The sequence below is a fragment of the Streptomyces sp. NPDC050732 genome (assembly GCF_040654255.1).
Classification (GTDB): Bacteria; Actinomycetota; Actinomycetes; order Streptomycetales; family Streptomycetaceae; genus Streptomyces.
Genome location: NZ_JBFAHP010000001.1, coordinates 1 through 22,431, shown reverse-complemented (window position 1 = coordinate 22,431; position 22,431 = coordinate 1). Strand labels below are relative to the sequence as shown.

The following is a 22,431-nucleotide window of genomic DNA, read 5'->3' as shown; positions in this document are numbered from 1 at the left end:
AGGAGTGCGCGTGCAGCCACGGCTGAGTGTTGTCGTCCCCGTCTACAACGTCGAGCTCTACCTCGACGAGTGCCTGGAGTCCCTGGCCGCACAGACGTTCACGGACTTCGAAGTGATCATGGTCGACGACGGATCGACGGACGACAGCGCGGTGATCGCGAAGGCCTTCGCGGCGGCCGATCCGCGGTTCCGGCTGATATCCCAGGAGAACAAGGGCCTGGGCGCGGCGCGCAACACGGGTGTGCGGGAGATGTCCCCCCACAGCGAGTACCTCGCGTTCGTGGACAGTGACGACACCCTGCCCCCCACGGCGTACGCACTGATGATCGAGACGCTCGACGAGACCGGCTCCGACTTCGCCGCGGGCAACGTGACCCGCTTCCGCTCCGCCGGACACGTCCAGTCGCCCGTGCACCGTGTGCCCTTCGCGGCGACCCGGCTGCGCACGCACGTGTCGAAGTTCCGCCCGCTGCTCACCGACCGCACCGCGTGGAACAAGGTCTACCGCCGCTCCTTCTGGGAGCGGCACGGGCTCGCGTACCCGGAGGCCATGCTCTACGAGGACGCGCCCGTAAGCGTCCCCGCGCACTACCTCGCCGAATCCGTGGACGTGCTCAGCGAGCCGATCTACAACTGGCGCGAGCGCGAGATCGGCGAGCGCTCCATCACGCAGAACCGCACCAACCCGCAGGGCCTCGTCGACCGCGTGAAGTCGATCCGCATGGTCCGCGAGTTCATGCTCGCGCGCGTCGGCGAGGACCCGATGTACGCGGAGCACCTGCGGGTCTACGACAACAACGCGCTCGCCGAGGAGATCCCCCTCTTCTGGCGGGTACTCCCCGGCTCCGACGCCGCCTACCAGGAGGCGTTCCTGGAGCACGTGGGCCGCCTGGTCCGCGAGATCGGCCAGGACGCGGTGCGCGCGCTGCACGTCCCGCACAAGCTGAAGCTGTACCTGACCGTGCACCGGCGCCTCGACGAGCTGATCGCGCAGCTGGAGTTCGAGAAGGAGCACCCCGGCTCGATCCCCGTCACCGGGACGCTGCACCCGAAGGCCGACTACCCCTTCCTCGACCCGGCCTCCCCCGTCCCGGACGCCGTCCTGCGCCTCGACCCGGAGCTGCGGCTGCGCAGCCGTCTCGACGAGGCCGCCTGGCACGACGGCAAGCTGTGGCTGTCCGGCTGGGCGTTCCCGCGCCAGCTCGGCGCCGAGTCGCGCGGCAAGGCGCTCAAGTCCCTCATCCTGAAGGAGAAGGGCAGCCGCCGCACGGTGCTCGTGCCCGCGCGCAGCCACCTCGACCCGGAGGCGACGGTGGCGTCCGGCGCCGAGTTCCGGCACGCCGACTGGGCGGGCTTCGGCGCGCTCGTGAACCCGGCGCGGCTGCGGCACCGCGGCAAGTGGGTCGACGGGCTCTGGTACGTGCGGATCGCCGTGGCCGGCACGGGCTCGACACCGCGGCGCGGTCCTCTCTACGGCGCGGGCACGGGGTCCGGCCAGACGCCGCCCGCGCACTGGGTCACCGAGGACGTCCGCGTCGCCCCGCAGATCCAGGACGGCGAGCTCGCCATCCGGGTGGAGACAGCGCACGCCCGCGCCCTCGAAGTCCGCGCCGAGGGCGCCGACCTCGTCGTACGCGGCATCCTGCGCACCGCCCCCGCCGGCGAGCCCCGCCTCCGCATGCGCCACCGCGAGTCCGGCACGATCCTGACCGCCCCGCTGGACCTCGACGCCCCGCGCGACGGCCGCGTCCCGTTCACGGCCCGCGTGAACACGGCCTCCCTCACGGACGTCCGCGAGAACCACGAACGCCTCCGCCCCACCCAGGCAGAACGCTCGATCGCCCGCTGGGACATGTCGGTGGAGATCGTCACGCCTGCGGCGGGCGACCCGTCGGCAGCCGCTTCCGCTGCGAGCAGCCACGCCACTCCCGCTGTGGGTGGCCAGACCGCTCCCGCCGCGGACGGCCAGACCGCTGCTGCTGTGGGCAGGCGTCCCGCACGGCGGGACGGGTGGGCACAGCCCACGGTGCCGGGCAAGGAAACCGAGGCACCCACCAAGTCCACCCGGCTGGCGCTGATTCTGGACGACCGCGAGGGCTTCTCGGGCGCCCAGTTCGCGCAGGGGGACACCGGTAGAACGGTCTACGCGAGGCGCAGCCCGGGAGGCTACCTCCAGCTCTGCGACCAGCCCGTCCAGCCCCTGGTCGACCGAGTCTCCGTACAGCCCGACGGCACCGTCACCCTCACCGGCAGCTACCCCGCCCACGGCACCCACGACCTCACCCTCGTCCTCCGCCAGACCTGGTCGGGCCACGAGTACACCTTCCCGGCGAAGGCGACGGACGGCCGGTTCGAGGCCCACTTCGTACCGGCCCCCACCCACCGCTACGCAGGAGAGACCCCGCTCCGAGCGGGCTTCTGGTGGCCGTCCGTGCAGAAGCCGGACGGCTCCCGCACCGCCGTCCAGCTCGCCCCGCCCGTCCACGCGGACCTCCCCCTGGAGGTGACGGCGCACGGCAAGCGCGTCGAGCTCCAGGCCCGCCAGTACGACCAGCTCGCCCTGATGGCCCACTCCGAGCTGCGCCCCGACGAGCGCAGCCGCCACCGCCAGACCCGGCTGCGCACCGAGGCCTACCCGGCCGCCCGCCACGAGCCGCTGCGCGAGGCCGTCCTGTACGACGTGTTCGGCGGCCGCATGTACGGCGACTCGCCGCGCGCCATCCACGAGGAGATGGTCCGCCGCGGCCTGCCGGTCGAGCACCTGTGGGTCGTCAAGGACGGCCAGTGCGAGGTCCCGGCCACCGCGAAGGCGGTCCGCGTGCACAGCCCCGAGTACTACGAGGCGATGGCCCGCTCCCGCTACCTCGTCGGCAACACGCACTTCCCGCGCTGGCTGGAGCGCCGCGAGGGCCAGCAGATCGTCCAGACCTGGCACGGCACCCCGCTGAAGCGGATCGGCTTCGACTTCGACAACGACCACTTCGCGAGCACCCAGTACCTCACGGACCTGGACCGCGAGCGCCACCAGTGGACGATGCTGCTCTCCCCCAACCGGTTCAGCACCCCGATCATGCGCAGCGCCTTCCGGTTCGGCGGCGACGTCGACGGCGAGCTCCTGGAGACGGGCTACCCGCGCAACGACGTGCTGCTCGCCCCCGACCGCGCCGAGCGCGCCGAGAAGGTGCGCCGCGTCCTCGGCCTGCCCGAGGGCAAGAAGGTCGTCCTGTACGCGCCGACGTGGCGCGAGGACAAGCAGCGCCACCGCGGCGGCTTCCTGCTCGACCTGCGCATCGACCTGGCGAAGGCGCGGCGCGAGCTGGGCGACGACCACGTCCTGCTCGTCCGCCCGCACGCGCACATCGTGGAGCCGGTGCCGGGCGCGGGCGACGGCTTCGTGTGGGACGTCGCGAGCTACCCGGACATCATGGACCTGCTCCTGATCGCGGACGTCCTCGTCACCGACTACTCCTCGGTGATGTTCGACTTCGCCGTGACGGGCCGTCCGATGCTGTTCTTCACGTACGACCTGGAGCATTACCGCGACCGGCTGCGCGGCTTCTACTTCGATTTCGAGAAGCGCGCGCCGGGACCGCTGCTGCCCACCTCCGACGAGCTGATCGCCGCGCTGCGGGACCTCGACGCGACGAGCAGCCGTCACGAGAAGGCGTACGACGACTTCCGTGCCGAGTTCTGCGACCTGGACGACGGCGGGGCCGCGCGCCGCGTCGTCGACCGGATGCTCGCCCACCGAGGGACGGCCACCGCATGAGCACACAGGAGGAGGACCCCGCGATGCCGGACTCGCCGCAGCTGAGCGTCATCGTCCACGGCCGCAACGTACAGGGCCACCTCGGCGCCTGCCTCGACGGTCTGACCGCGCAGGTGTCGCCCGGCGTCGAGGTGATCGTCGCCGCGGTGGGCGCCTCCGCGCAGGCCGCCGCGGCGGGCCGGGCCGGCGTCACCGTCGTACCGCTGCCCGAGGGCACGGGCGACGGCGCGGCCCGCGCCGCGGGCGCCGAGCGGGCGGCGGGCCGGTGGCTGCACTTCGTGCACAGCAAGGACAGCGTGCCGACGGGCGCCCCACGTGCGGTCGCCGACCGCACGGCCGACCTGCCGGACGGCGCGGACGGCGCGGACGGCGTGGACGTCCTGGTCGTCGACCACGTCCGCTCGACGTGGCGCCACCAGGGCATGCCGAGCCCCGACGGCAAGCATCTCGCCAAGCTGGGCCGCCGCGATCTGCAGCTCCGCGACTGCCCGAACCTCCTGAAGGTCACGCCGCTGCTCGGCACCCGCGTGCTGCGGGCCGGCTTCTGGCGGGCGCACGTCGACCAACTGGCCGTCGACGACGAGACGTTCGCCGCGTACGCCGCGCTGCTCCTCGCAGGGCGGGTCGCGGCGCTCGACCAAGTGGCGCTCAACGTACGGGAGTTGCGCACGGAGAGCCTGCCCAAGGGTCGGCCCGAGGAGCGCTACGGCGTCATCGACCGCTACGAGGCGCTGCTGCGGCTCGCCGCCGGCCTCGGCCTGCCGGCCGCCCCCCGCGCCGCGCTCTACGACGTGATGGTCGGCGACTGCCTGCGGATCATCGCCCGCGAGAACCTGCCCGACCCGGTGCGCAGGGAGTTCTTCCACCGCGCGGCGAAGGCAGCGGTCGCCGGGCGGCCCGCGGGCCATCAGCACCCGGGCGGCCTGGAGGGGGTGCGGCGCCGCCTCCTCGAAGAGGACGCGTACACCAAATACCGCACGTTCCAGACGGCGAACCAGCAGCGGCGCAAGCTCAGGTCCGCGGTCGTCTCGCGCAAGCACAAGGTGGGCCTCAAGGTCCGCGACCTGCGCTACCGCAGGGCCCTCGACCGCCCCGTCGACCCCGACCTCGCCGTCTTCACGGCCTACTGGGACCGCGGCGTGGCCTGCAACCCGGCCGCGATCGCCGCGAAGCTCGCCGAACTCGCCCCGCACATCCACCCGGTGTGGGTCGTCTCGGCGGCCAACGTGCCGCTGCTGCCGCCCGGCACCGACCACATCGTGCCCGGCACGCCCCGCTACTGGGAGGTGATGGCGCGCGCCAAGTACCTGGTGAACAACGTCAACTTCCCCAACGCGATCGTGAAGCGCCCCGACGCCATCCACCTCCAGACCCACCACGGCACGCCCCTCAAGCGCATGGGCCTGGACCAGCTCGACTATCCGGCGGCGTCCAAGGGCCTCAACTTCCACAGCCTGCTCGCCCGCGTCGACAAGTGGGACTACAGCGTCTCCGCGAACGGCCACTCCACCGAGATGTGGGAGCGCGCCTACCCCTCCAACTACACGTCGCTGGACTACGGTTACCCGCGCAACGACGTCTTCTACAGCGCGACGGCCGCCGACGTCCGCGCGATCAGGGAGCGGCTCGGCATCGCCCCCGGCAAGCGGGCGATCCTCTACGCGCCCACCCACCGCGACTACGAGGCGGCCTGGACCCCCCGCCTCGACCTGGCCACCCTCGCCGACCACCTCGGCGAGGACACGGTCCTCCTGGTCCGCGGCCACTACTTCTACGGCGGCGCGGCGTCCCCGCTGGCGGGCCTGCGCAAGAGCGGCCGGGTCATCGACGTGTCGTCGTACGACCCGGTGGAGGAGCTGGCGCTCGCGGCGGACGCGCTGATCACGGACTACTCGTCGATCATGTTCGACTACGCCAACCTCGACCGCCCCATCGTCATCTACGCCGACGACTGGGAAACGTACGCGACGACGCGCGGCGTCTACTTCGACCTGATGGCGGAGGCCCCCGGCAAGGTGGCACGCACCCAGGAGGAGCTGACGGCGCTCCTCACCTCCGACGCCTGGCGCGACGAGGAGGCCACCAAGGCGCGGCGCGCCTTCCGCCTCCGCTTCTGCGAGTACGACGACGGGCGCGCGGCCGAACGCGTCGTACGCCGCGTCTTCCTCGGCGAGAGCGAGGACTCCCTGCCGCCCGTCACCCCGGTCGACGAGCGCACCCCCGCCCCGACGCCCGAGGAGGCGACGCAGCGATGACGCACACTCCCGATGTGACGGTCACAGTGATCGTTTACAACGACGCGGAACGCCTCCCGCGCGCGGTCGCCTCGCTGCGCCGCCAGACGCACGCGAACATCGAGATCGTCATCAGCGACGACCACTCGACGGACGACACGCCGGAGGTCGCCCGCCGGCTGGCGGCGGAGGACGACAGGATCACGTACCTCCGCCTGCCCGAGAACAGCGGTGGCTGCAGCGCACCACGCAACCGCGCCCTCGACATCGCGCGCGCCCCGTTCCTGATGTTCCTGGACAGCGACGACGAACTACCGGAGCGGGCGGTCGAGTTGCTGCTGGCGGCGCACCGCGACCGGGAAGTGGACTTCGTGATGGGGGCGGTGGAGCGGGTCCGTGTCGACACGGGCCGCACCTCCACATGGATGGCGCATCTGGTGGCGGAGCGCCGCACGGTGGAGGGCATCGAGGCGGAACCGGCCCTCTTCTTCGAGCACTTGTCCACGAGCAAGATGTACCGCCGCGAGTTCCTGGACCGGAACGGGCTGCGCTTCCCGGAGGGCATCCACTACGAGGACCAGCTGTTCTCGGCGCAGGCGTACTGCCTCGCGAAGTCCTTCACGGTCATCCCGGACCCCGTCTACCGCTGGTACATAGCGCCCTACGAGGCGGCGGAGTCCGCGTCGATCTCCAACCAGCGCCACAAGCTGACGAACGTACGCGACCGCGTGCACGTCCAGCGCCTCATCGACGACTTCATGGAGACGAGCGGCCACATGGGCGGCCGCACGGGTACCCTCCGCGAGGCCAAGGACTACAAGTTCCTCAAGCACGACTTCCGGATGTACGCGGGTGACCTGCCGTTCCGCGACGAGGAGTGGCTGACGGGCTTCGCGGACATCGTGAACCCGTACCTGGCGGAACTGTCTCCGGGCGCGTACGCCCGCCTCCCCCGCGCCGAACGCGTCGTACTCCAACTGGTCCGCGACAACCATCTCGCGGAGGCCCAGCTGGCGGCGCGCGGCCTGGGCCACGGCGTCGCACCCCGCGAGACGGCCGTCGACTCCTCGGGCCGCGTCTACTGGGGCCCGTACATCCCCGAGTCGGAGCGCTCCCGCACCGAACTCGACCTGACGGACCAGGGCCTGGACTCCCGGCCCTTCCCGAGCGCGCAGTTCCGCCACGAGATCACGCGGGTGGAGCGCGGTCCGGCCGCCACCGTCACCCTCGCCGTCCGCACCTACGACCCGGGCCTGCGCCTCCCGGTCGGCCCCCAGGTGGCGACGCTCCTCCTGGCCCCCGGCCGCCGCCGCATGAAGACGCCGTTCCGCCTGGACCCGGTCCGCCCCGGCGTCTTCGAGGGCACGGTGCGTCTTGACCTGGCGGCGGCCCCGCTCCCCCTCAACGGCTTCGAGGGCACACGCCACCCGGTCCTGCAGCTCACCTCCGGCCCACTCCGCAACACCTCCCTCCTCCTGGCCCCCCTCACCTTCCCCACCCTCAGGGCCCGCGTGGACTACCGGGGCGGCGCGCTCCCCCACGAGGTCACGGTGGAACCGGAAGGCCGCGCCTCGGGCCGCCTCCAACTCCGCTGGACCCCGGTGGGCCTCACCTCCCGGGTCATACGCCCCCTGGCCCGCAAGGCGGGCACAAAGGCAGGCCCCCGCCTCCGCAAGGCAGCCCACCTGGCCTCCACCCTGACCCGCTGAGCCCCGGGCCCCGGGGGGGATGGCCCGGCTCCCCCCTCACCGAGCCACCTCCCCGCCACCCGTCCAGACACCGCCCCCTCCCCACCTCCCCGCCACCCTGTAGCGGGGCGGGACCCCCTCGCCGCGCCAGGCACCCCACCCCATCACCCCCATCCCGTCGCCTGCCTACCCCACCCCTTCGATCCCGCAGCCCGTCTTGAAGACCAGCCACACCGTCTTGCCGGGAACGTGCGGGACGACACCGAAGTCGTCCCCCAAAGCCCTAGCGAGGAGCAGCCCCCGACCGCCCTCCGCATCGGCATCGGCATCAGGACACGACATCTCCGGGCATCCACTGCCACTGTCACGAACCTCGATCCGGACGAGAGCGCCATCGCGGACCATCCGCAGACTGAATTCCCGTCCCGGCGGAACGCCGTGCAGCACAGCATTCGTGGCGAGTTCCGAAACGCAGACCCGTATGTCGTCCAGCCGATCAGCGATTCCCCACTCCGTGAGGGTCTCGACGGCGAAGGCCCGCGCGGCACGCACCGATTCGTGGGCGCGGGGAAATCGTCGTTGCCGTGACAGGTGCACGGTGAACCACCGCCTTGATCCTAGGCTGCTACGATCGCGCGAAACGTACCGCTATTCGCAAAAAGCAGCAAGGTAGGGCCATGGCTGCCGCGGCGTGTGCTTCGCTTAACGTGTAAGGCGGCAAGGTCACCTCTCACCGGCCACGCAGGAGGACAATGTGAGCGACTGCGAAAGCACGTGGGTCAGTACCTCGATGCCATACCTGAAGCCCCGCGGGGAGGGGCAGCCCGACGCCTGGGGAGCGGAGGCCGCCGCCCGCGGAGGCAAGGGCACCCAGCGCATCGCACACGCAGGCGAGGTCCCGGCACCGGACGACGTCGCAGCCCTGCTCGACCTCGCCCCCGGAGACCCGGTCGTCGTCCGTCGCCGCGTCATCGAACTCGACGGCGAACCCTGCGAACTGACGGACACCTACTACCCCGTCGCCATCGCCCGCGGCACGCCCCTCGCCGAGACGGGCAAGATCCGCGGCGGGGCCGTGACGCTCCTCGCCGGCCTCGGCCACACCGGCGTACGCGTCCGTGAAGACGTGACAGCCCGGATGCCCGACGCCGACGAACGGGAAGCCCTGCGCCTGGGCCCGGACGAACCGGTCCTCCGGCTGAACAGGGTGACGCTGGACGCCGAAGGCAGCCCGATCCAGGCCGACACGATGCTCATGCCCGCACACCGGCAGCAGTTGCGCTACGAGATCAGGATCGGATGACAGTGGCCCACACCGACGACAGCTCCGCAGACCGGCGTTCCCTGCACGAGCGCATCGCCGCCGATCTCCGCGACGAAATCATGAGCGGCGACCTGCCCCCAGGCGCCGCCCTGCCATCGACCGCTCAGCTCAAGACCCGTTTCGACGCCTCCAACGCGACCATCCAGAAGGCGCTCCAGGTACTCAAGGACGAACGTCTCGTCGTCGGGCGGGCGGGAGCCTCGGTCACGGTCCGCGAGCATCGCCAGCGGACCATGCGCCCCGCCTCCTACATGGCCCCGGCCCCGCCGGGGAAGCCTTACCGCTGGCTCACCGAGGCGACGAAGCACGGCACGACGGCCCACAGCGTCCTGCTGGACGTCGGAGAGGTCCAGCCTCCCGCCGATGTCTCAGCCGCCCTGAACCTCCCCGAGGGCGGAACAGCGGTACTCCGCCAACAGCTTCTCACCATCGACGACGAGCCGGTCGAACTGGTCAAGTCGTACTACCCGTTGGAGATCGCCGAAGGCACCGCCATCACGAGCAGGAGAAAGATCAAGGGCGGCACCCCGGCCCTGCTGGCCGAACTCGGCTTCCCGCCACGCCTGAGCGTGGACCGCGTCTCCGCCAGAGTGCCCACCCAGGAGCAGTACCAAGCCCTGCGCCTCCCCAGCGACCTGCCCGTCCTCCGCACCCTGCGCGTCGTCCACAGCGACGCCGACCGCCCCATCGAAGCCACCGTCATGGTGAAGGCGGGCCACCTCTACGAGCTGCGGTACGAGTTCACCCCGAGCTGACCCGTGACGCGCCCCGCGCTCCCCGCACTTCGTACAGCACCTGCCCCTTAGGACCAGTCCCCGCCCGCCGCAGCACGGGATCACCCGCCCCCAGCCCCCCATCCCCCGGATACTCCACGACCCATCGCACCCCATACCGCCGCAGGACCTCCAGCCGCTCCGCCCGCGTCGTCCCCGGTGCGAAATAGTCCCGCACCGCGTCCACCCGCTCCTTCTGGTCCGGCAGGAAGAAGTCCGGGTAGCCGGGCGCGACCGTGTAGGGGCCGTACGCCGGGATCTGGCGGGACGGGAAGGTCTTGGCCAGGACCACGTCGCCGTACTTCACCTGTGGCGCCAGCCAGTCGTAACCCGTCCACGGAGCCTTGTACTTGGCGGCCACCGGGCCGGGCAGGGCGCCCTTCGGCACCACGTATCCCAGCGTCCCCGCCTGCGTCCACGCGCCCAGGAGGAGCGCCGCGCCCAGCACACCCGTAAAAACGCGCCGCACAACCATCCCGCCCGCCTCGAAGACCTCCAGCGCCGCCGCCACCTGCGCCGGGATCAGGGCCGCCGGCAGCACCCTGCCCCACGAGTAGTGGCCGGTCAGGCCGCCCACCGTGAACATCGCGGCGCCGAGGAGGAAGAACAGGACCAGCGGGTCACGGTGGTCCCGCCGCCAACGCAGCGCCAGCGCCGCCACGCCCGGCAGGGCAAGACCGAAGTGCGGCAGCAGCTCCCGGTAGAGCGAGCGGTGGATCTCCTCCAGGCCGCCCACTGTGAAGAGGTCGAAGAAGGAGTAGTAGGGCCAGGCCGCGAGGACCACGAGCCCCACGCCCAGGCCACCCGCCAGCCGCGTCAGCACCGCCCGCGTCGGCCACGGCCGCGCGCCGAGCACCATCGCCAGCGCCCCGAACGACGCGACCACACCCGTGAACTGGTGACTCAGCAACGTCACCGCCCACAGCACCCCGAGGCTCAGAAAAGCCGACCACCCCGCCCCGTCCCCGCGCAAGGCCTTCCGCAGCAGCGCCCACAAGTGGAAGGAGAGCCCGAGCGCGAACGTGCTCGGGTAAGAGACCGTCAGGGCCAGGGAGTTGAGGCCGAGGAACCCGCTCCAGTTGAAGAGTCCGGGGCCCCAGAGCAGGAGCAGGCAGAGCAGGGCCAGCGGCGGCGCGGCGCGCCGGGTGCTCAGTGTGCGGACGAAGTGCCGGATCCCCGTGGCCAGCAGGCCCAGGCCCACCAGCGCGGCCACCCGCAGCACCACGAACGTGCCGAGTCCCGTCGCCTTGGCCAGGCAGCCGAGCAGCAGCATCCAGGGCGAGTAGTACGGGCTCGGGGTGTCGGCGTCGACCAGGGGGTTGCCGGGGTCGGTCAGGTCGTGGCGCAGGCGTTCGACGGTCGCCGCGTGGATGCCCAGATCGCCCGCCCAGGGCAGGCGCACGATCACGAGGAGGAGCAGGGCGAGGAGGATCAGGGCGAGGAGGAGGGCCGCCGGCATCCGGACGACCCGCCGTATGACTCCTTTAGTCGCGACGCGCATCGTGCTGGAAGACCCACGTCCGGTAGACCAGGAAGCGGAACGCCGAGGCGAGGACGATCGACAGGGCCTTGGCGATGTTCGAGCCGAGCGGCCCGCTCATCCCCGCCCCGTGGTACGCCGCGTAGAACAGGACGCTCTCCATCGCCACGCCGATCCCGCTGAACGCGAAGAAGAGCGCGATCTGCCGCTTGGTGCGCGAGGCACGGTCGCGGTAGGCGAAGAAGCGGAAGCCGAGGTAGTTCGTGCCCATGGCGACGCAGCTGGCCAGCACCGTCGCCGTCATCGGGCCCGAGGCGGCGAAGCCGTGCAGAAGCAGGTTGAAGACGACGAGGTTCACGGCGACACCGCTGCCGCCGACCAGGCCGAACTTCACGAGCTCCAGGAACAGCCTGCGCAGCCGGGCGAGGGAGAGCCGAGGGGCGGGGGCCGGGGCAGGCGGCGCGGGACTCCGCGCGGGCACCGCGGGCGCCGGCGCCTCGTGCAGGGTGGGCACACTCATCCCCGTACCTCCGGGTTCCGTACCCCCGCGCCCCGCGCCCCCGCTCTCCCGTCCAGCCGCAGCCTCCACGGCATGACGACCGACTCCAGCTGCACCATCAGGTTCATCTTCGACTCGCCGACCGTGCGGTCCTCGAAGTGGATCGGCACCTCCATGACGCCGAAGCCGCGGCGCAGCGCCCGGTACTTCATCTCGACCTGGAAGCTGTAGCCCGCGCTGTTCACGGAGGCGAGGTCGATGGCGCGCAGGGCGTCGGCGCGCCACAGGTTGAAGCCGCCGGTGATGTCGCGGACGCGGGTGCCGAGGATGGTGCCCGCGTACGCGTTGGCCCAGCGGGAGAGCAGCTTGCGGTGGGCGCCCCACGCGTCGGAGAGCGTGCCGCCCTGGACGTACCGGCTGCCGATGACGACGCCCGCGTCCGTGGCGAGGGCGACGCCGAGCAGTTCGGCGGCCTTGTCCACGGGGTGGCTGCCGTCGGCGTCCATCTGGAGGACGTAGTGGGCGCCCTCGGCGACGGCCCGCGCCATGCCCGCCGCGTAGGCGCGGCCGAGGCCGTCCTTCTCGGTGCGGTGCAGGACGCTCATGCGGGCGCTGCCGTACCGCTCGGCGAAGCGTTCGGCGATGTCGCCGGTGCCGTCCGGGCTGGAGTCGTCGACGACGAGGAGGCGCAGGCCGGGCAGCGGGAGCGCCATCAGGGCCTCGGCCATGCCGGGCAGGTTCCCCGCTTCGTTGTACGTCGGCATGACGACGGTCAGCGGTGTCGCGGCCCACGCCTCGGGCAGCCGGGCGGCGAGGCTTTCGGAGAGGCTCTCCGACATGTCCCGGGGGAGGTTCACAGTCACTGCTCAAGCCCTTCCATGGTCGGAGATGCCGTCGGACGGCCAAGGGATGGCCAAGGGGCGGCCATCAGACAATCTCACCCACCTTAGACCAAATGTCTGAATTGAATGGGTATGGCGAATCTCATCACCCATTCCGCGCCACGGAAGCAACCAAGCCGCCCCCACCGCACTCCGCGGTACGCAGGGGGTACGCAAAGGGGGGCGCCCCGAGCCGCAAGGCCCGGGGCGCCCCCCTTCGTCACCTACCAGAGATCACGAATGCGTGCGCAGCAACGTCCGCATCGTCCGCATCGCCACCGACAGGTTCGCCAGGTCGAACGCGTCCGAGCTCTGGATCTCCTCCAGCGTCGTCCGCGCCCGGCTCAGGATCGGGGCGTTCTTCTCCTCCCACGCCTTGAAGCGCTCCTCCGGCGTCGACGTGCCGTTGCCCACGGCGAGGACGTCCGACGTCAGCGCGGCGTGCGCGGCGTACAGGTCCTCGCGGATGGAGGCGCGCGCCATGGACTGCCAGCGGTCGGCCCGCGGCAGCTCGATGATGCGGTCCATGAGCTGGGTGATGCGGAGCCGGTCGGCGAGGTCGTAGTAGACCTCGGCGACGGCCATCGGCTCCTTGCCCGTCCGCTCGGCGACGGCGACGATGTCGAGCGCCGGGAAGGCGGACGAGAAACCGGCGACGCGCCGGGCGAGTTCGGCGGGGACGCCCGCGGCGGTCAGCTCGTCGCGGATGCCCTGGTACCACTCCAGGTCGGAGCCGCGCAGGAGCTGCGGAAGATCGGCCCAGACCTCGGCGACGCCCTTGCTGAAGAAGTCGATCGTCTCGGCGAGCTGCAGCGGCTGCGGCCGGTTGTTGAGCAGCCAGCGCGAGCCGCGCTCGACGAGGCGCCGCGAGTGCAGCCGGATCCGGGTCTGGACGTCGGCGGCCACGACGTTGTCGAGCGCCTCGACCGCGTCCCACACCTCGCTCAGGCCGAAGATCTCGCGGGCGGCGAGCTGCGCCCGCACGATCTCCTCCAGTGAGGCGCCCGTCTCCTCCCGCAGCCGGTGCAGGAAGGTCGAACCACCGGTGTTCACCGTGTCGTTGACCAGCACGGTCGTGATGATCTCGCGGCGCAGCGCGTGCCCGTCGACCTGCTCGGGGAACTTCTCGTGCAGGGCCTTCGGGAAGTACGCGTGCAGCAGCCGCCGCAGGTAGTCGTCGTCGGGCAGCGTCGTCTGGATCAGCTCGTCCGCGGCCGTGATCTTCGTGTAGGCGAGGAGCACGGCGAGCTCGGGCTGGGAGAGGCCCCGGCCGGAGTTGAGCAGCTCGCGGATCTGCCGGTCGTTGGGCAGGAACTCCAGGCCCCGGTCGAGGTGGCCCTGCTTGCCGAGCCTGCGCATGAAGCGCTGGTGGGCGTGGAGCAGGGACGACGACTGGGCGACGGCGTTGGCCAGCGCGGTGTTCTGCGCGTAGTTGTTGCGGAGCACCAACTGACCGACCTCGTCGGTCATTTCGGCGAGCAGCTTGTTGCGCTGCTTGACCGTCATGTCGCCGTTGGCCACCACCGCGTTGAGCAGGATCTTGATGTTCACCTCGTGGTCGGAGGTGTCCACGCCCGCGCTGTTGTCGATGGCGTCGGTGTTGATGCGTCCGCCGGCGCGCGCGAACTCGATGCGGCCCAGCTGGGTGAGCCCGAGGTTGCCGCCCTCGCCGACGACCTTGACGCGCAGGTCCTGGCCGTCCACGCGGATCGCGTCGTTGGCCTTGTCGCCGACGTCGGCGTTGGACTCGGCCGACGACTTCACGTACGTACCGATGCCGCCGTTCCACAGCAGGTCGACCGGCGCCTGGAGGATGGCCTTCATCAGGTCGGCCGGGGTCATCTTGGCGATCTTGCCCTCGATGCCGAGGGCCTCGCGGATGTGGGCGTTGAGCTGGATCGCCTTGGCGCTGCGCGGGAAGATGCCGCCGCCCGCGGAGAGCAGGTCCTTGCTGTAGTCCGCCCAGGACGAGCGCGGCAGCTCGAAGAGGCGGCGGCGCTCGGCGTACGAGGTCGCGGCGTCCGGCTTCGGGTCGATGAAGATGTGCCGGTGGTCGAATGCGGCGACGAGCCGGATGTGCTCGGAGAGCAGCATGCCGTTGCCGAACACGTCACCGGACATGTCGCCGACGCCCACGACCGTGAAGTCCTCGGACTGGGTGTCGCAGCCCAGCTCCCGGAAGTGCCGCTTGACGGACTCCCAGGCGCCGCGGGCGGTGATGCCCATGCCCTTGTGGTCGTAGCCCGCGCTGCCGCCGGAGGCGAAGGCGTCGCCCAGCCAGAAGTTGTACGACTCGGCGACCTGGTTGGCGATGTCCGAGAACGTCGCGGTGCCCTTGTCGGCGGCGACCACCAGATAGGTGTCGTCCTCGTCGTGCCGGACGACGTCCGCCGGAGGCACGACTTCGCCCGCGACCAGGTTGTCGGTGATGTCGAGCAGCGCCGAGATGAACGTCTTGTAGCAGGCGACGCCCTCCGCCAGCCACGCGTCCCGGTCCACCGAGGGGTCGGGCAGCTGCTTGGCGACGAAGCCGCCCTTGGCGCCGACGGGCACGATGACGGTGTTCTTCACCATCTGCGCCTTGACGAGACCCAGGATCTCGGTCCGGAAGTCTTCCTTCCGGTCGGACCAGCGCAGACCGCCGCGCGCCACCTTGCCGAACCGCAGGTGGACGCCCTCGACGCGGGGCGAGTACACCCAGATCTCGTACGCGGGACGGGGCGCCGGCAGGTCGGGGATGGCCTGCGGGTCGAACTTCATGGAGACGTAGTTGTGCGGCTTCCCGCCCTCGCTCTCCTGGAAGAAGTTGGTCCGCAGCGTCGCCTTGATGACGGTGAGGAAGGACCGCAGGATCCGGTCCTCGTCCAGCGAGGCGACCTGGTCGAGCGCCCCGTCCAGCTCCTCCAGGAGCCCGTCGGTCAGCTCGGTCCCGGCGCGCTGGCGGTCCGGCGACATGCGCGCCTCGAAGAGCGAGACGAGCAGCCGGGTCGTGTGGACGTTGTTGCGGAGGGTGTCCTCCATGTAGTCCTGGCTGAACGTCGAACCGGCCTGGCGCAGGTACTTCGCGTAGGCCCGGAGAACCATCGCCTGACGCCAGTTGAGCCCGGCCCGAAGCACCAGCGAGTTGAACCCGTCGACCTCGGCGGCACCGGTCCAGGCGGCGGCGAAGGCCTCCTGGAAGCGCTCGCGGCCGTCGTCGCCGAGGTAGTCGCCCTGGCCGTTCGGGGACTTGGGCATGCGGAGCCCGAAGTCGTAGATCCACGCGTGCGTACGGTCCGCGCAGCGCAGCTCGTACGGACGCTCGTCGGTGACCTCGACGCCGAGGCGCTGCAGCACGGGCAGCACGGCGGAGAGGGAGACCTGCTCACCGGTGCGGTAGATCTTGAACCGGCGCTCGCCGGGGGCGGCGCCCACCGGCTCGTACAGGGAGAGGGCGAAGTCCTTGTCGTCGTGGCCGAGCTGCTCCAGGTGCTGGAGGTCGGCGACGGCGGCGCGCGGCGTGTGGTCGGCCTTGTAGCCCTCGGGGAAGGCGCTCCCGTACCGGCGGAGCAGCTCGGCGGCGCGCTCCTCGCCGCACTCGGCGGTCAGCGCCTCGGCGAAGCCGTCGGCCCAGGAGCGGGCGGCGTCGACGAGCCGCGCCTCGATGCGCTCGACGTCGGCGTCGGAGAGGTCGGGGACCTCACCGCCCTTGGGCACCCTGACCACGAAGTGGATGCGGGAGAGGATCGACTCGGTGTTCCAGGCGGTGAAGTCGACGCTGGCGCCGTTCAGCTCCTCCTTGAGGATGTCGATGATCCGCAGCCGGACGCCGGTGGTGTAGCGGTCGCGCGGCAGGTAGACGAGGGCGGAGTAGTAGCGCCCGTACTCGTCCTTGCGCAGGTAGAGCCGCAGCCGGCGCCGCTCCTGGAGGTAGAGGACGCTGGTGACGATGGAGCGCAGCTCGTCCGCCGGGGTCTGGAAGAGCTCGTCGCGCGGGTACGTCTCCAGGATCTGGAGCAGGTCGCGCCCGTCGTGGCTGTTGGCCGAGAACCCGGCGCCCTTCAGCACCTCGGCGACCTTGCGGCGGATGACCGGCACGCGGCGCACGGACTCGGTGTACGCAGCGGACGAGAAGAGTCCGAGGAAGCGCCGCTCCCCCACGACGTTGCCCTCGGCGTCGAACTTCTTCACGCCGACGTAGTCGAGGTAGGACGGGCGGTGGACGGTGGCGCGGCTGTTGGCCTTCGTCAGCACGAGGAGCCGGTGCTCGCGGGCCTTGGCGCGCGCGTCGGCGGGCAGCCGGTTGAAGGACGGGCTCACCGGGTGGTGGTCGTCGCTGTCGTGCTTCGGGTCGGCGCGCAGGATGCCGAGGCCGGTGCCGGGGACGGCGGCGAGGGAGTCGTCGTCCGTGAGGTCGTACTCACGGAAGCCCAGGAACGTGAAGTGGTTGTCGGCGAGCCAGCGCAGCAGCTCGCGGGCCTCCTCGACCTCCTGGTCGGGCAGGTCCCCGGCGGTCGGCTCGGTGGGCAGCTCGTCGGCGATGCGCAGCGCGGCGTCGCGCATCTTCTCCCAGTCCTCGACGGTCTCCCGTACGTCGCTGAGGATCCGCAGCAGGTCGGCGGTGATCTGCTTCAGGTCGGCACGGTCCGTCTCGCGGTCCATCTCGACGTGGATCCACGACTCGACGAGCGCGTCGTGCGGCCGCTCGCTCCCGGCCCCCTCGGTCAGCACCTCAAGGAGCTTTCCGGTCACGTCACGCCGCACGACGACCTGCGGGTGGATCACGACGTGGATGCCGCGCCCCTGCCGGGACAGCTCGTTGGTGACGGAGTCGACGAGGAAGGGCATGTCGTCGGTGACCACCTCGACGACGGAGTGGCTGCAGGTCCAGCCGTTCTCCTCGACCGTCGGGGTGTGGACCCGCACGTTGGCCGTCCCCTGGGGGCGGTTCTCGGCGAGCCGGTAGTGGGAGAAGGCCGCACCGAAGACGTCGACCGGGTCGCGGTCGGCCAGGTCCTCGGGGGCGGTGTGCAGGTAATAGCGCTGGAGGAACGCGAGAGCCGTGTCCTGGTCCGGCGTGGCCTCGCTCGTCGTCCCGGTCGGTGCACCGCTCGGCAGGCGCCCTCCGACCGGGCTGTTCTCAGCGACCCGGGCGGCCCTCGCGAGCAGCTCGGCCTTGGCTTCGTCCAGCTTGGTCTGCATTGTCCTCTGACTCCTGTCGCGCGCCATTGCGTGACGTAGAAGGAAGTGATGTGCCGTGACGCCGCGGCCCGGGGTCTCCGGCCGGAATCGACGTTATGCCGCGGTGCGGGAAGAGCGGTCGGCTTTCCGCCATTTTCAGCGGTTCCACTGACGGATGGCATGCCCGGCCGGTCCGGCCGCACCGCGAAGAAGCGTCAGCGAGGCCCCGGGCACGGTTGTCCACCGTGTAACCCGGGCGCAGGGCGGGGGCGTCCATGCCCCCGCGGGATATCGCGCTGATCACGGGTCAAGGCTATCGCTCCCCACCCGGAACCCGTCATGAGCCGTATGTGTACAAAAGCAGGGGGCGAACTTTGACACTCTGCACAGTGACCCCGGCTGCCACCCCCTCTTGGCAAACAGCCACCGTGCGGGCACGTTGGCGGGAGGGGCCGGCCGACCACGGCCGCGCCCGTCCGAGGGGAGCGCGGCAAGATGGCAGCGAAGATCCTGATAGTGACCGGTGACGCGGCGGAGTCACTCGAAGTCCTCTACCCCTACCAGCGGCTGCGTGAGGAAGGCTACGACGTCCACATAGCCGCCCCCGCGCGCAAAAAGCTACGCTTCGTGGTCCACGATTTCGAGCCGGGCTTCGACACGTACACGGAGAAGCCGGGCTACACCTGGCCCGCGGACCTCGCCTTCTCCGAGGTGGATCCCGGCCAGTACGCCGCCCTGGTGATCCCGGGCGGCCGGGCCCCGGAGTACCTGCGCAACGACCCGGAGCTCCGCAAGATCCTCAAGTCCTTCTTCGACGCGGACAAGCCGGTGGCCCAGATCTGCCACGGCCCGCTCCTCACCGCCGCGATCGACGGCCTGAGCGGCCGCAGGGTCACGGCGTACCCGGCGCTGGAGCTGGACATGCAGGCGGCGGGGGCGACCTACCAGGACTCGGAGGTGGTGGTGGACGGCACGCTGGTCTCGTCCCGCGCCTGGCCGGACCACTCGGGCTGGATGCGGGAGTTCCTCACGGTCCTCCGGGCGAAGGCACCGGTCACCTGACACAGGACAGCGACACCCCGCACTAGGTATACGGAACCCCGTACATCGGTATGCGGATCCTCAGACATACCGATGCCGGGAGACGCACCCACCCGACAGACTCACTTCTGCGCCGCTCACGGGGCCGCGCGGGGCGGGGATGCCGACAGTGCCTGGTCAACTCCCTCACGGCTGTCGTGGCGAGGCATCACCCGCACCGCCACGCCCCGTGCCCGGCCGCCGGACGTCTGCCCTTGTCGGCGAGGGCAGACGTCCCCCCAGGGACGCGCGGCGCCCCGGACTATCCGACTTCGGCCGCCCCCGCGATCTCCGTACGGGACCCCACCCCCAACTTCGCGAGAATGTGCTCCACGTGTGCGTCCGCGGTCCGCTTCGAGATGACCAGCCGCTCGGCGATCTCCCGGTTCGACAGCCCCTGGGCGACCAGCGCGGCGACCTCCCGCTCCCGCCGCGTCAGCACGTCGCCCCCCACGCGCCGCCCGGCCTCCCGCGGAGCCGGCGCCCGCCCCGGCACGTCCGCGTCACCCCGCACCGCCTCAAGGACCTGCTGCCCGGACAGCCGCGCCCCCACCGCGTGCCACCGGTCGAACTGCTTGCCGCCCAACGCCTCCCGCACGGACTTCCGCGCGGCCTCCTGCCGCTCCAGCAGCGACGGCAGCATGGCGATCGGATCGCCCCCGAGCCGCCGCGCGTTCTCCGCGTATCCGAACAGCCAGGCGGCCCGCACCTGCCGCCCCTCCCGCGCCGCCGCCCACGCGAGGCCGTGACAGCACATCGCGGCGACGAGGACCTCGTCGACCTCGCCCGCCGCCTCCATCCCCCGGCACATCGAGGAGACCCCCGCCTCCCACTCCCCGGCGAGCCACCGCACCAGCCCCTGCACCGCCAGCGTGGACCCGTAGACCTGCCGCTCACCGACCCCCTCCAGCAGATCGAGGCCCTGCGCGCAGAGCTCCAGGGCGCCCTCCGTGTCCCCGAGGACGGCCCGCAGCAGCCCGGCCTCGTAACTCATCACGACGAGACCCAGCCGGTTGCCGCTCTCGGACATCCGCCGCCGCACGTCCGCGAGCCTCGCAAGGCCCGGCTCGTCCCCGCACAGCGCGGCGAGCCCGTGGGCGTACGCCTCGGCGAACTGCGCGACCTCCTCGTCGCCCGCCCGCTCCGCGCACTCCCGCGCGAGCGCCATGCGCTCGACGGCCGTCGCGAGATCCGCGGTCCAGACGCCGAAGGCACCGGTCGCCAGCAGCCCCCACGCCCGCGCCGAACAGTCCTCGGGGACGCGCTCCAGCCCCTTCTCGATCCAGTACGCGCCTTCGGAGAGCGTCCCGGAGGCCCGCCAGTGCGGCCACAGCCGCGCCGCGAGGCGCAGCCCCTCCCGCTCCCGCCCCGCCGTCCCGTACGCGTACTCCAGGGCGGCCCGCAGCCCGGCGGACTCGGCGCGGACGGCCCGGTGCAGCTCCGGCTGCGCGGCGCTCAGGAACCCCTCCTCGAAGCGCCGCCCCAGGTCCCGGTAGTACGCGAAGTGCCGCGCCCGCAGCGCCGCGCCCCCGTCGCCCTCCACCGCGCCGAGCCGCTCGGCCCCGTACTCCCGGAGGGTGTCGAGCAGCCGGTAGCGGTTCCCTGACTCCCCGATCCGCTGCACCACCGACTTGTCGACGAGCCCGATCAACTGCCCGAGAACCTCCCCGGCGGGCAGCGCCTCGTCCCCGCACACCTGCTCGGCCGCCGCCAGCTCGAAGGACCCGGCGAAGACCGACAGCCGCGCCCACAGCAACCGCTCGTCGGACGTGCACAGCTCATGGGACCAGTCGATGGCGGTACGCAACGTCTGGTGCCGCGACAGCGCGGTGCGCCGCCCCCCGGTGAGCACGTGGAACCGGTCGTCGAGCCGCGCCACGAGCTCCTCGACCGAGACGGCCCGCAACCGCACCGCCGCGAGCTCCAGAGCGAGCGGCATGCAGTCGAGCCGGCGCACCAGGGCCACCAGCCGCTCCCGGTCGGCGTCGCTCACCCGGAACCCTGGCACCACCCCGGCGGCCCGCTGCGCGAAGAGCTCCACCGCGTCGTCCGGCGCGAGCGGCGACACCGGACAGCAGTGCTCCCCCGGCACGTCCAGCGGCTGCCGGCTGGTCGCGAGCACACACACGTCCGCGGCCTCGCGCAGCAGAATGTCGCAGAGCATCGCACACGCGTCGACGAGGTGCTCGCAGGTGTCGAGGACGATGAGCAGCCGCCGCCCCTGCAGATGCGCCACGATCGCGTCGAGCGGCTCCATCCCGGACTGCTCCGGCAGTTCGAGGACCGCCGCCAACGTGGCGGGGATCAACTCCGGGTCCCGCAGGGCGGAGAGCTCGGCCAGCCACACCCCGTCAGGAAACCGCTCCCCGAGCCCGGCGGCGGCCCGCAGCGCGGTGCGGCTCTTGCCGACGCCCCCCGGCCCGACCAGCGTGACGAGCCGCGCGTACGCGAACGCCGCACGCACCTGCGCCAGTTCGTCCACCCGCCCGACGAACGAGGTCAACTCGGCGGGCAGTTGCCCGCCCCGCCGCTGCCCGAAGCCGAAACCCATCGCGTTACCGCCCCCGCCACGTCGTCCCGAGGACCTCAGCGTACGCAGATCAACGCGGAGCGTGAACGGAATCCCCGCAACAGCCCTCAGGCGACGAGCCGCTCCGCCTCCTCGACAGCCTCCGCAAGACTGTCGACGACGGGCACCCCGGCGAGCTCCAGACTCGCCCGGCTGTGCGAGCCACCGGTGTAGAGCACGGCCCGCGCCCCCACATGGGCCGCGGCGACGGCGTCATCGACGGCATCCCCGATGACGACGACCCGACCCACTTCGAGTCGCTGCTCAAGAGCATCGAGATGCCGCACCATCCGCTCGGCCTTGCCGTCGTGCGACTCGTCGGTCCGCCCGTCGATGCGCACGAAGTACTCGTGAATCCCGTGCCGGCGCACGAAAGGGATCAGCCGCTCGTGCGGGGCGAGCGACAACAAGGACTGCGTACGCCCCTCGTCCCGCCGCGCGGCGAGCAGCTCGGCGGCCCCTTCGGCCAGCCCGCAGGCCTCGGCCCGCGCCCAGTAGTGCTTGTGGAAGACGGCGTCCATGACCCGCCACTCGGCATCGGTGGGGAGCCGCCCCATCAGCCGCTCGTAGAACCGAGGAATCGGCACGCAGTACAGGTCGCGGTACCGCTCCAGCGTGATCGCTTCGAGCCCGAGCTCGGCGAAGGACGCGTTCGTCGCCTCGATCACCGCATGGATGTCATGCAGCAACGTCCCGTTCCAGTCCCACACGATATGCGCCCCGCGCACCGACTTCCCCATACGGAAAACCTACCCTCCCCCTTCCAGGACCGACCGCGAGCGCCCGGACACAGGAGCCAAGCCCCCACCGGCCGGACAGCCGCGAGCGCGCCGGAGGGGACGTGGGGGTATGTGCGAACGGAGCACCGAGCGCACTGTGGCGTCTTTGGACTTGAGGCGCGACGCAGGGATAGCGAGTACGCACATACCCCCGCGGCCCCGCCCCACAACGCACCCGAGGCGCCGGCACCCAAG

The 22,431-nt window shown here is 71.4% G+C and carries 13 protein-coding genes; 6 read left to right on the top strand and 7 right to left on the bottom strand.

Translation table 11 applies throughout. The annotated features are described in order from the left end of the window. Positions 1 to 10 precede the first annotated feature (10 nt). From AB0H82_RS00065 to AB0H82_RS00055, 3 genes are read left to right on the top strand one after another with little or no spacing between them, the layout of a single operon-like run. Positions 11 to 3,769: a bifunctional glycosyltransferase family 2 protein/CDP-glycerol:glycerophosphate glycerophosphotransferase gene (locus tag AB0H82_RS00065; RefSeq protein ID WP_362987055.1), complete on the top strand. Its 3,759-nt coding sequence runs from the start codon at positions 11 to 13 to the stop codon at positions 3,767 to 3,769. Further along, positions 3,766 to 6,024: a CDP-glycerol glycerophosphotransferase family protein gene (locus AB0H82_RS00060; RefSeq protein WP_362987053.1), complete on the top strand. Its 2,259-nt coding sequence runs from the start codon at positions 3,766 to 3,768 to the stop codon at positions 6,022 to 6,024. The genes AB0H82_RS00065 and AB0H82_RS00060 overlap by 4 nt, the downstream gene beginning before the upstream one ends. Continuing rightward, complete coding sequence (locus tag AB0H82_RS00055; RefSeq protein WP_362987051.1) at positions 6,021 to 7,712, top strand: glycosyltransferase family 2 protein; 1,692 nt, start codon at positions 6,021 to 6,023, stop codon at positions 7,710 to 7,712. The genes AB0H82_RS00060 and AB0H82_RS00055 overlap by 4 nt, the downstream gene beginning before the upstream one ends. Positions 7,713 to 7,877: 165 nt before the next feature. Here the strand turns inward: AB0H82_RS00055 and AB0H82_RS00050 are convergent, their stop codons facing one another. After that, positions 7,878 to 8,288 (bottom strand): ATP-binding protein, encoded by a 411-nt coding sequence (locus AB0H82_RS00050; protein ID WP_362987050.1) that lies wholly within the window; start codon positions 8,286 to 8,288, stop codon positions 7,878 to 7,880. A gap of 193 nt (positions 8,289 to 8,481) precedes the next feature. Between AB0H82_RS00050 and AB0H82_RS00045 the strand changes: the two genes are divergently transcribed. Together AB0H82_RS00045 and AB0H82_RS00040 are read left to right on the top strand one after the other, a co-directional pair. Then, a complete protein-coding gene (locus AB0H82_RS00045; RefSeq protein WP_362987048.1) occupies positions 8,482 to 8,994 on the top strand; it encodes a UTRA domain-containing protein in 513 nt (170 codons plus the stop codon). Then, entirely contained in the window at positions 8,991 to 9,770 is a 780-nt protein-coding gene (locus AB0H82_RS00040) for a GntR family transcriptional regulator (protein ID WP_362987046.1), read from the top strand. Before AB0H82_RS00045 ends, AB0H82_RS00040 begins: the two co-directional genes overlap by 4 nt. Here AB0H82_RS00040 and AB0H82_RS00035 read toward each other — a convergent pair. From AB0H82_RS00035 to AB0H82_RS00020, 4 genes are all read right to left on the bottom strand, one after another. After that, the gene (locus tag AB0H82_RS00035) at positions 9,757 to 11,247 is read right to left on the bottom strand and encodes a hypothetical protein (RefSeq protein ID WP_362987044.1); all 1,491 of its coding nucleotides are present in this window, start codon (positions 11,245 to 11,247) and stop codon (positions 9,757 to 9,759) included. The two genes, AB0H82_RS00040 and AB0H82_RS00035, sit on opposite strands and share 14 nt — an antisense overlap. Positions 11,248 to 11,272: 25 nt before the next feature. Beyond that, positions 11,273 to 11,788, bottom strand: coding sequence for a GtrA family protein (locus tag AB0H82_RS00030; RefSeq protein ID WP_362987043.1), 516 nt, complete (start codon positions 11,786 to 11,788; stop codon positions 11,273 to 11,275). Next, a complete protein-coding gene (locus AB0H82_RS00025; protein ID WP_362987681.1) occupies positions 11,785 to 12,606 on the bottom strand; it encodes a polyprenol monophosphomannose synthase in 822 nt (273 codons plus the stop codon). Before AB0H82_RS00025 ends, AB0H82_RS00030 begins: the two co-directional genes overlap by 4 nt. 276 nt (positions 12,607 to 12,882) lie before the next feature. After that, the gene (locus tag AB0H82_RS00020) at positions 12,883 to 17,829 is read right to left on the bottom strand and encodes an NAD-glutamate dehydrogenase (protein WP_362987041.1); all 4,947 of its coding nucleotides are present in this window, start codon (positions 17,827 to 17,829) and stop codon (positions 12,883 to 12,885) included. Positions 17,830 to 18,303: 474 nt separating this feature from the next. On the opposite strand from AB0H82_RS00020, the gene AB0H82_RS00015 reads away from it, so the two are divergent. Further along, complete coding sequence (locus AB0H82_RS00015) at positions 18,304 to 18,870, top strand: DJ-1/PfpI family protein (protein ID WP_362987039.1); 567 nt, start codon at positions 18,304 to 18,306, stop codon at positions 18,868 to 18,870. Positions 18,871 to 19,150: 280 nt separating this feature from the next. Here the strand turns inward: AB0H82_RS00015 and AB0H82_RS00010 are convergent, their stop codons facing one another. Together AB0H82_RS00010 and AB0H82_RS00005 are read right to left on the bottom strand one after the other, a co-directional pair. Beyond that, a complete protein-coding gene (locus AB0H82_RS00010) occupies positions 19,151 to 21,439 on the bottom strand; it encodes a LuxR C-terminal-related transcriptional regulator (RefSeq protein WP_362987037.1) in 2,289 nt (762 codons plus the stop codon). A gap of 86 nt (positions 21,440 to 21,525) precedes the next feature. Then, positions 21,526 to 22,197 (bottom strand): HAD family hydrolase, encoded by a 672-nt coding sequence (locus AB0H82_RS00005; protein ID WP_362987035.1) that lies wholly within the window; start codon positions 22,195 to 22,197, stop codon positions 21,526 to 21,528. Between the last annotated feature and the right edge of the window lie 234 nt (positions 22,198 to 22,431).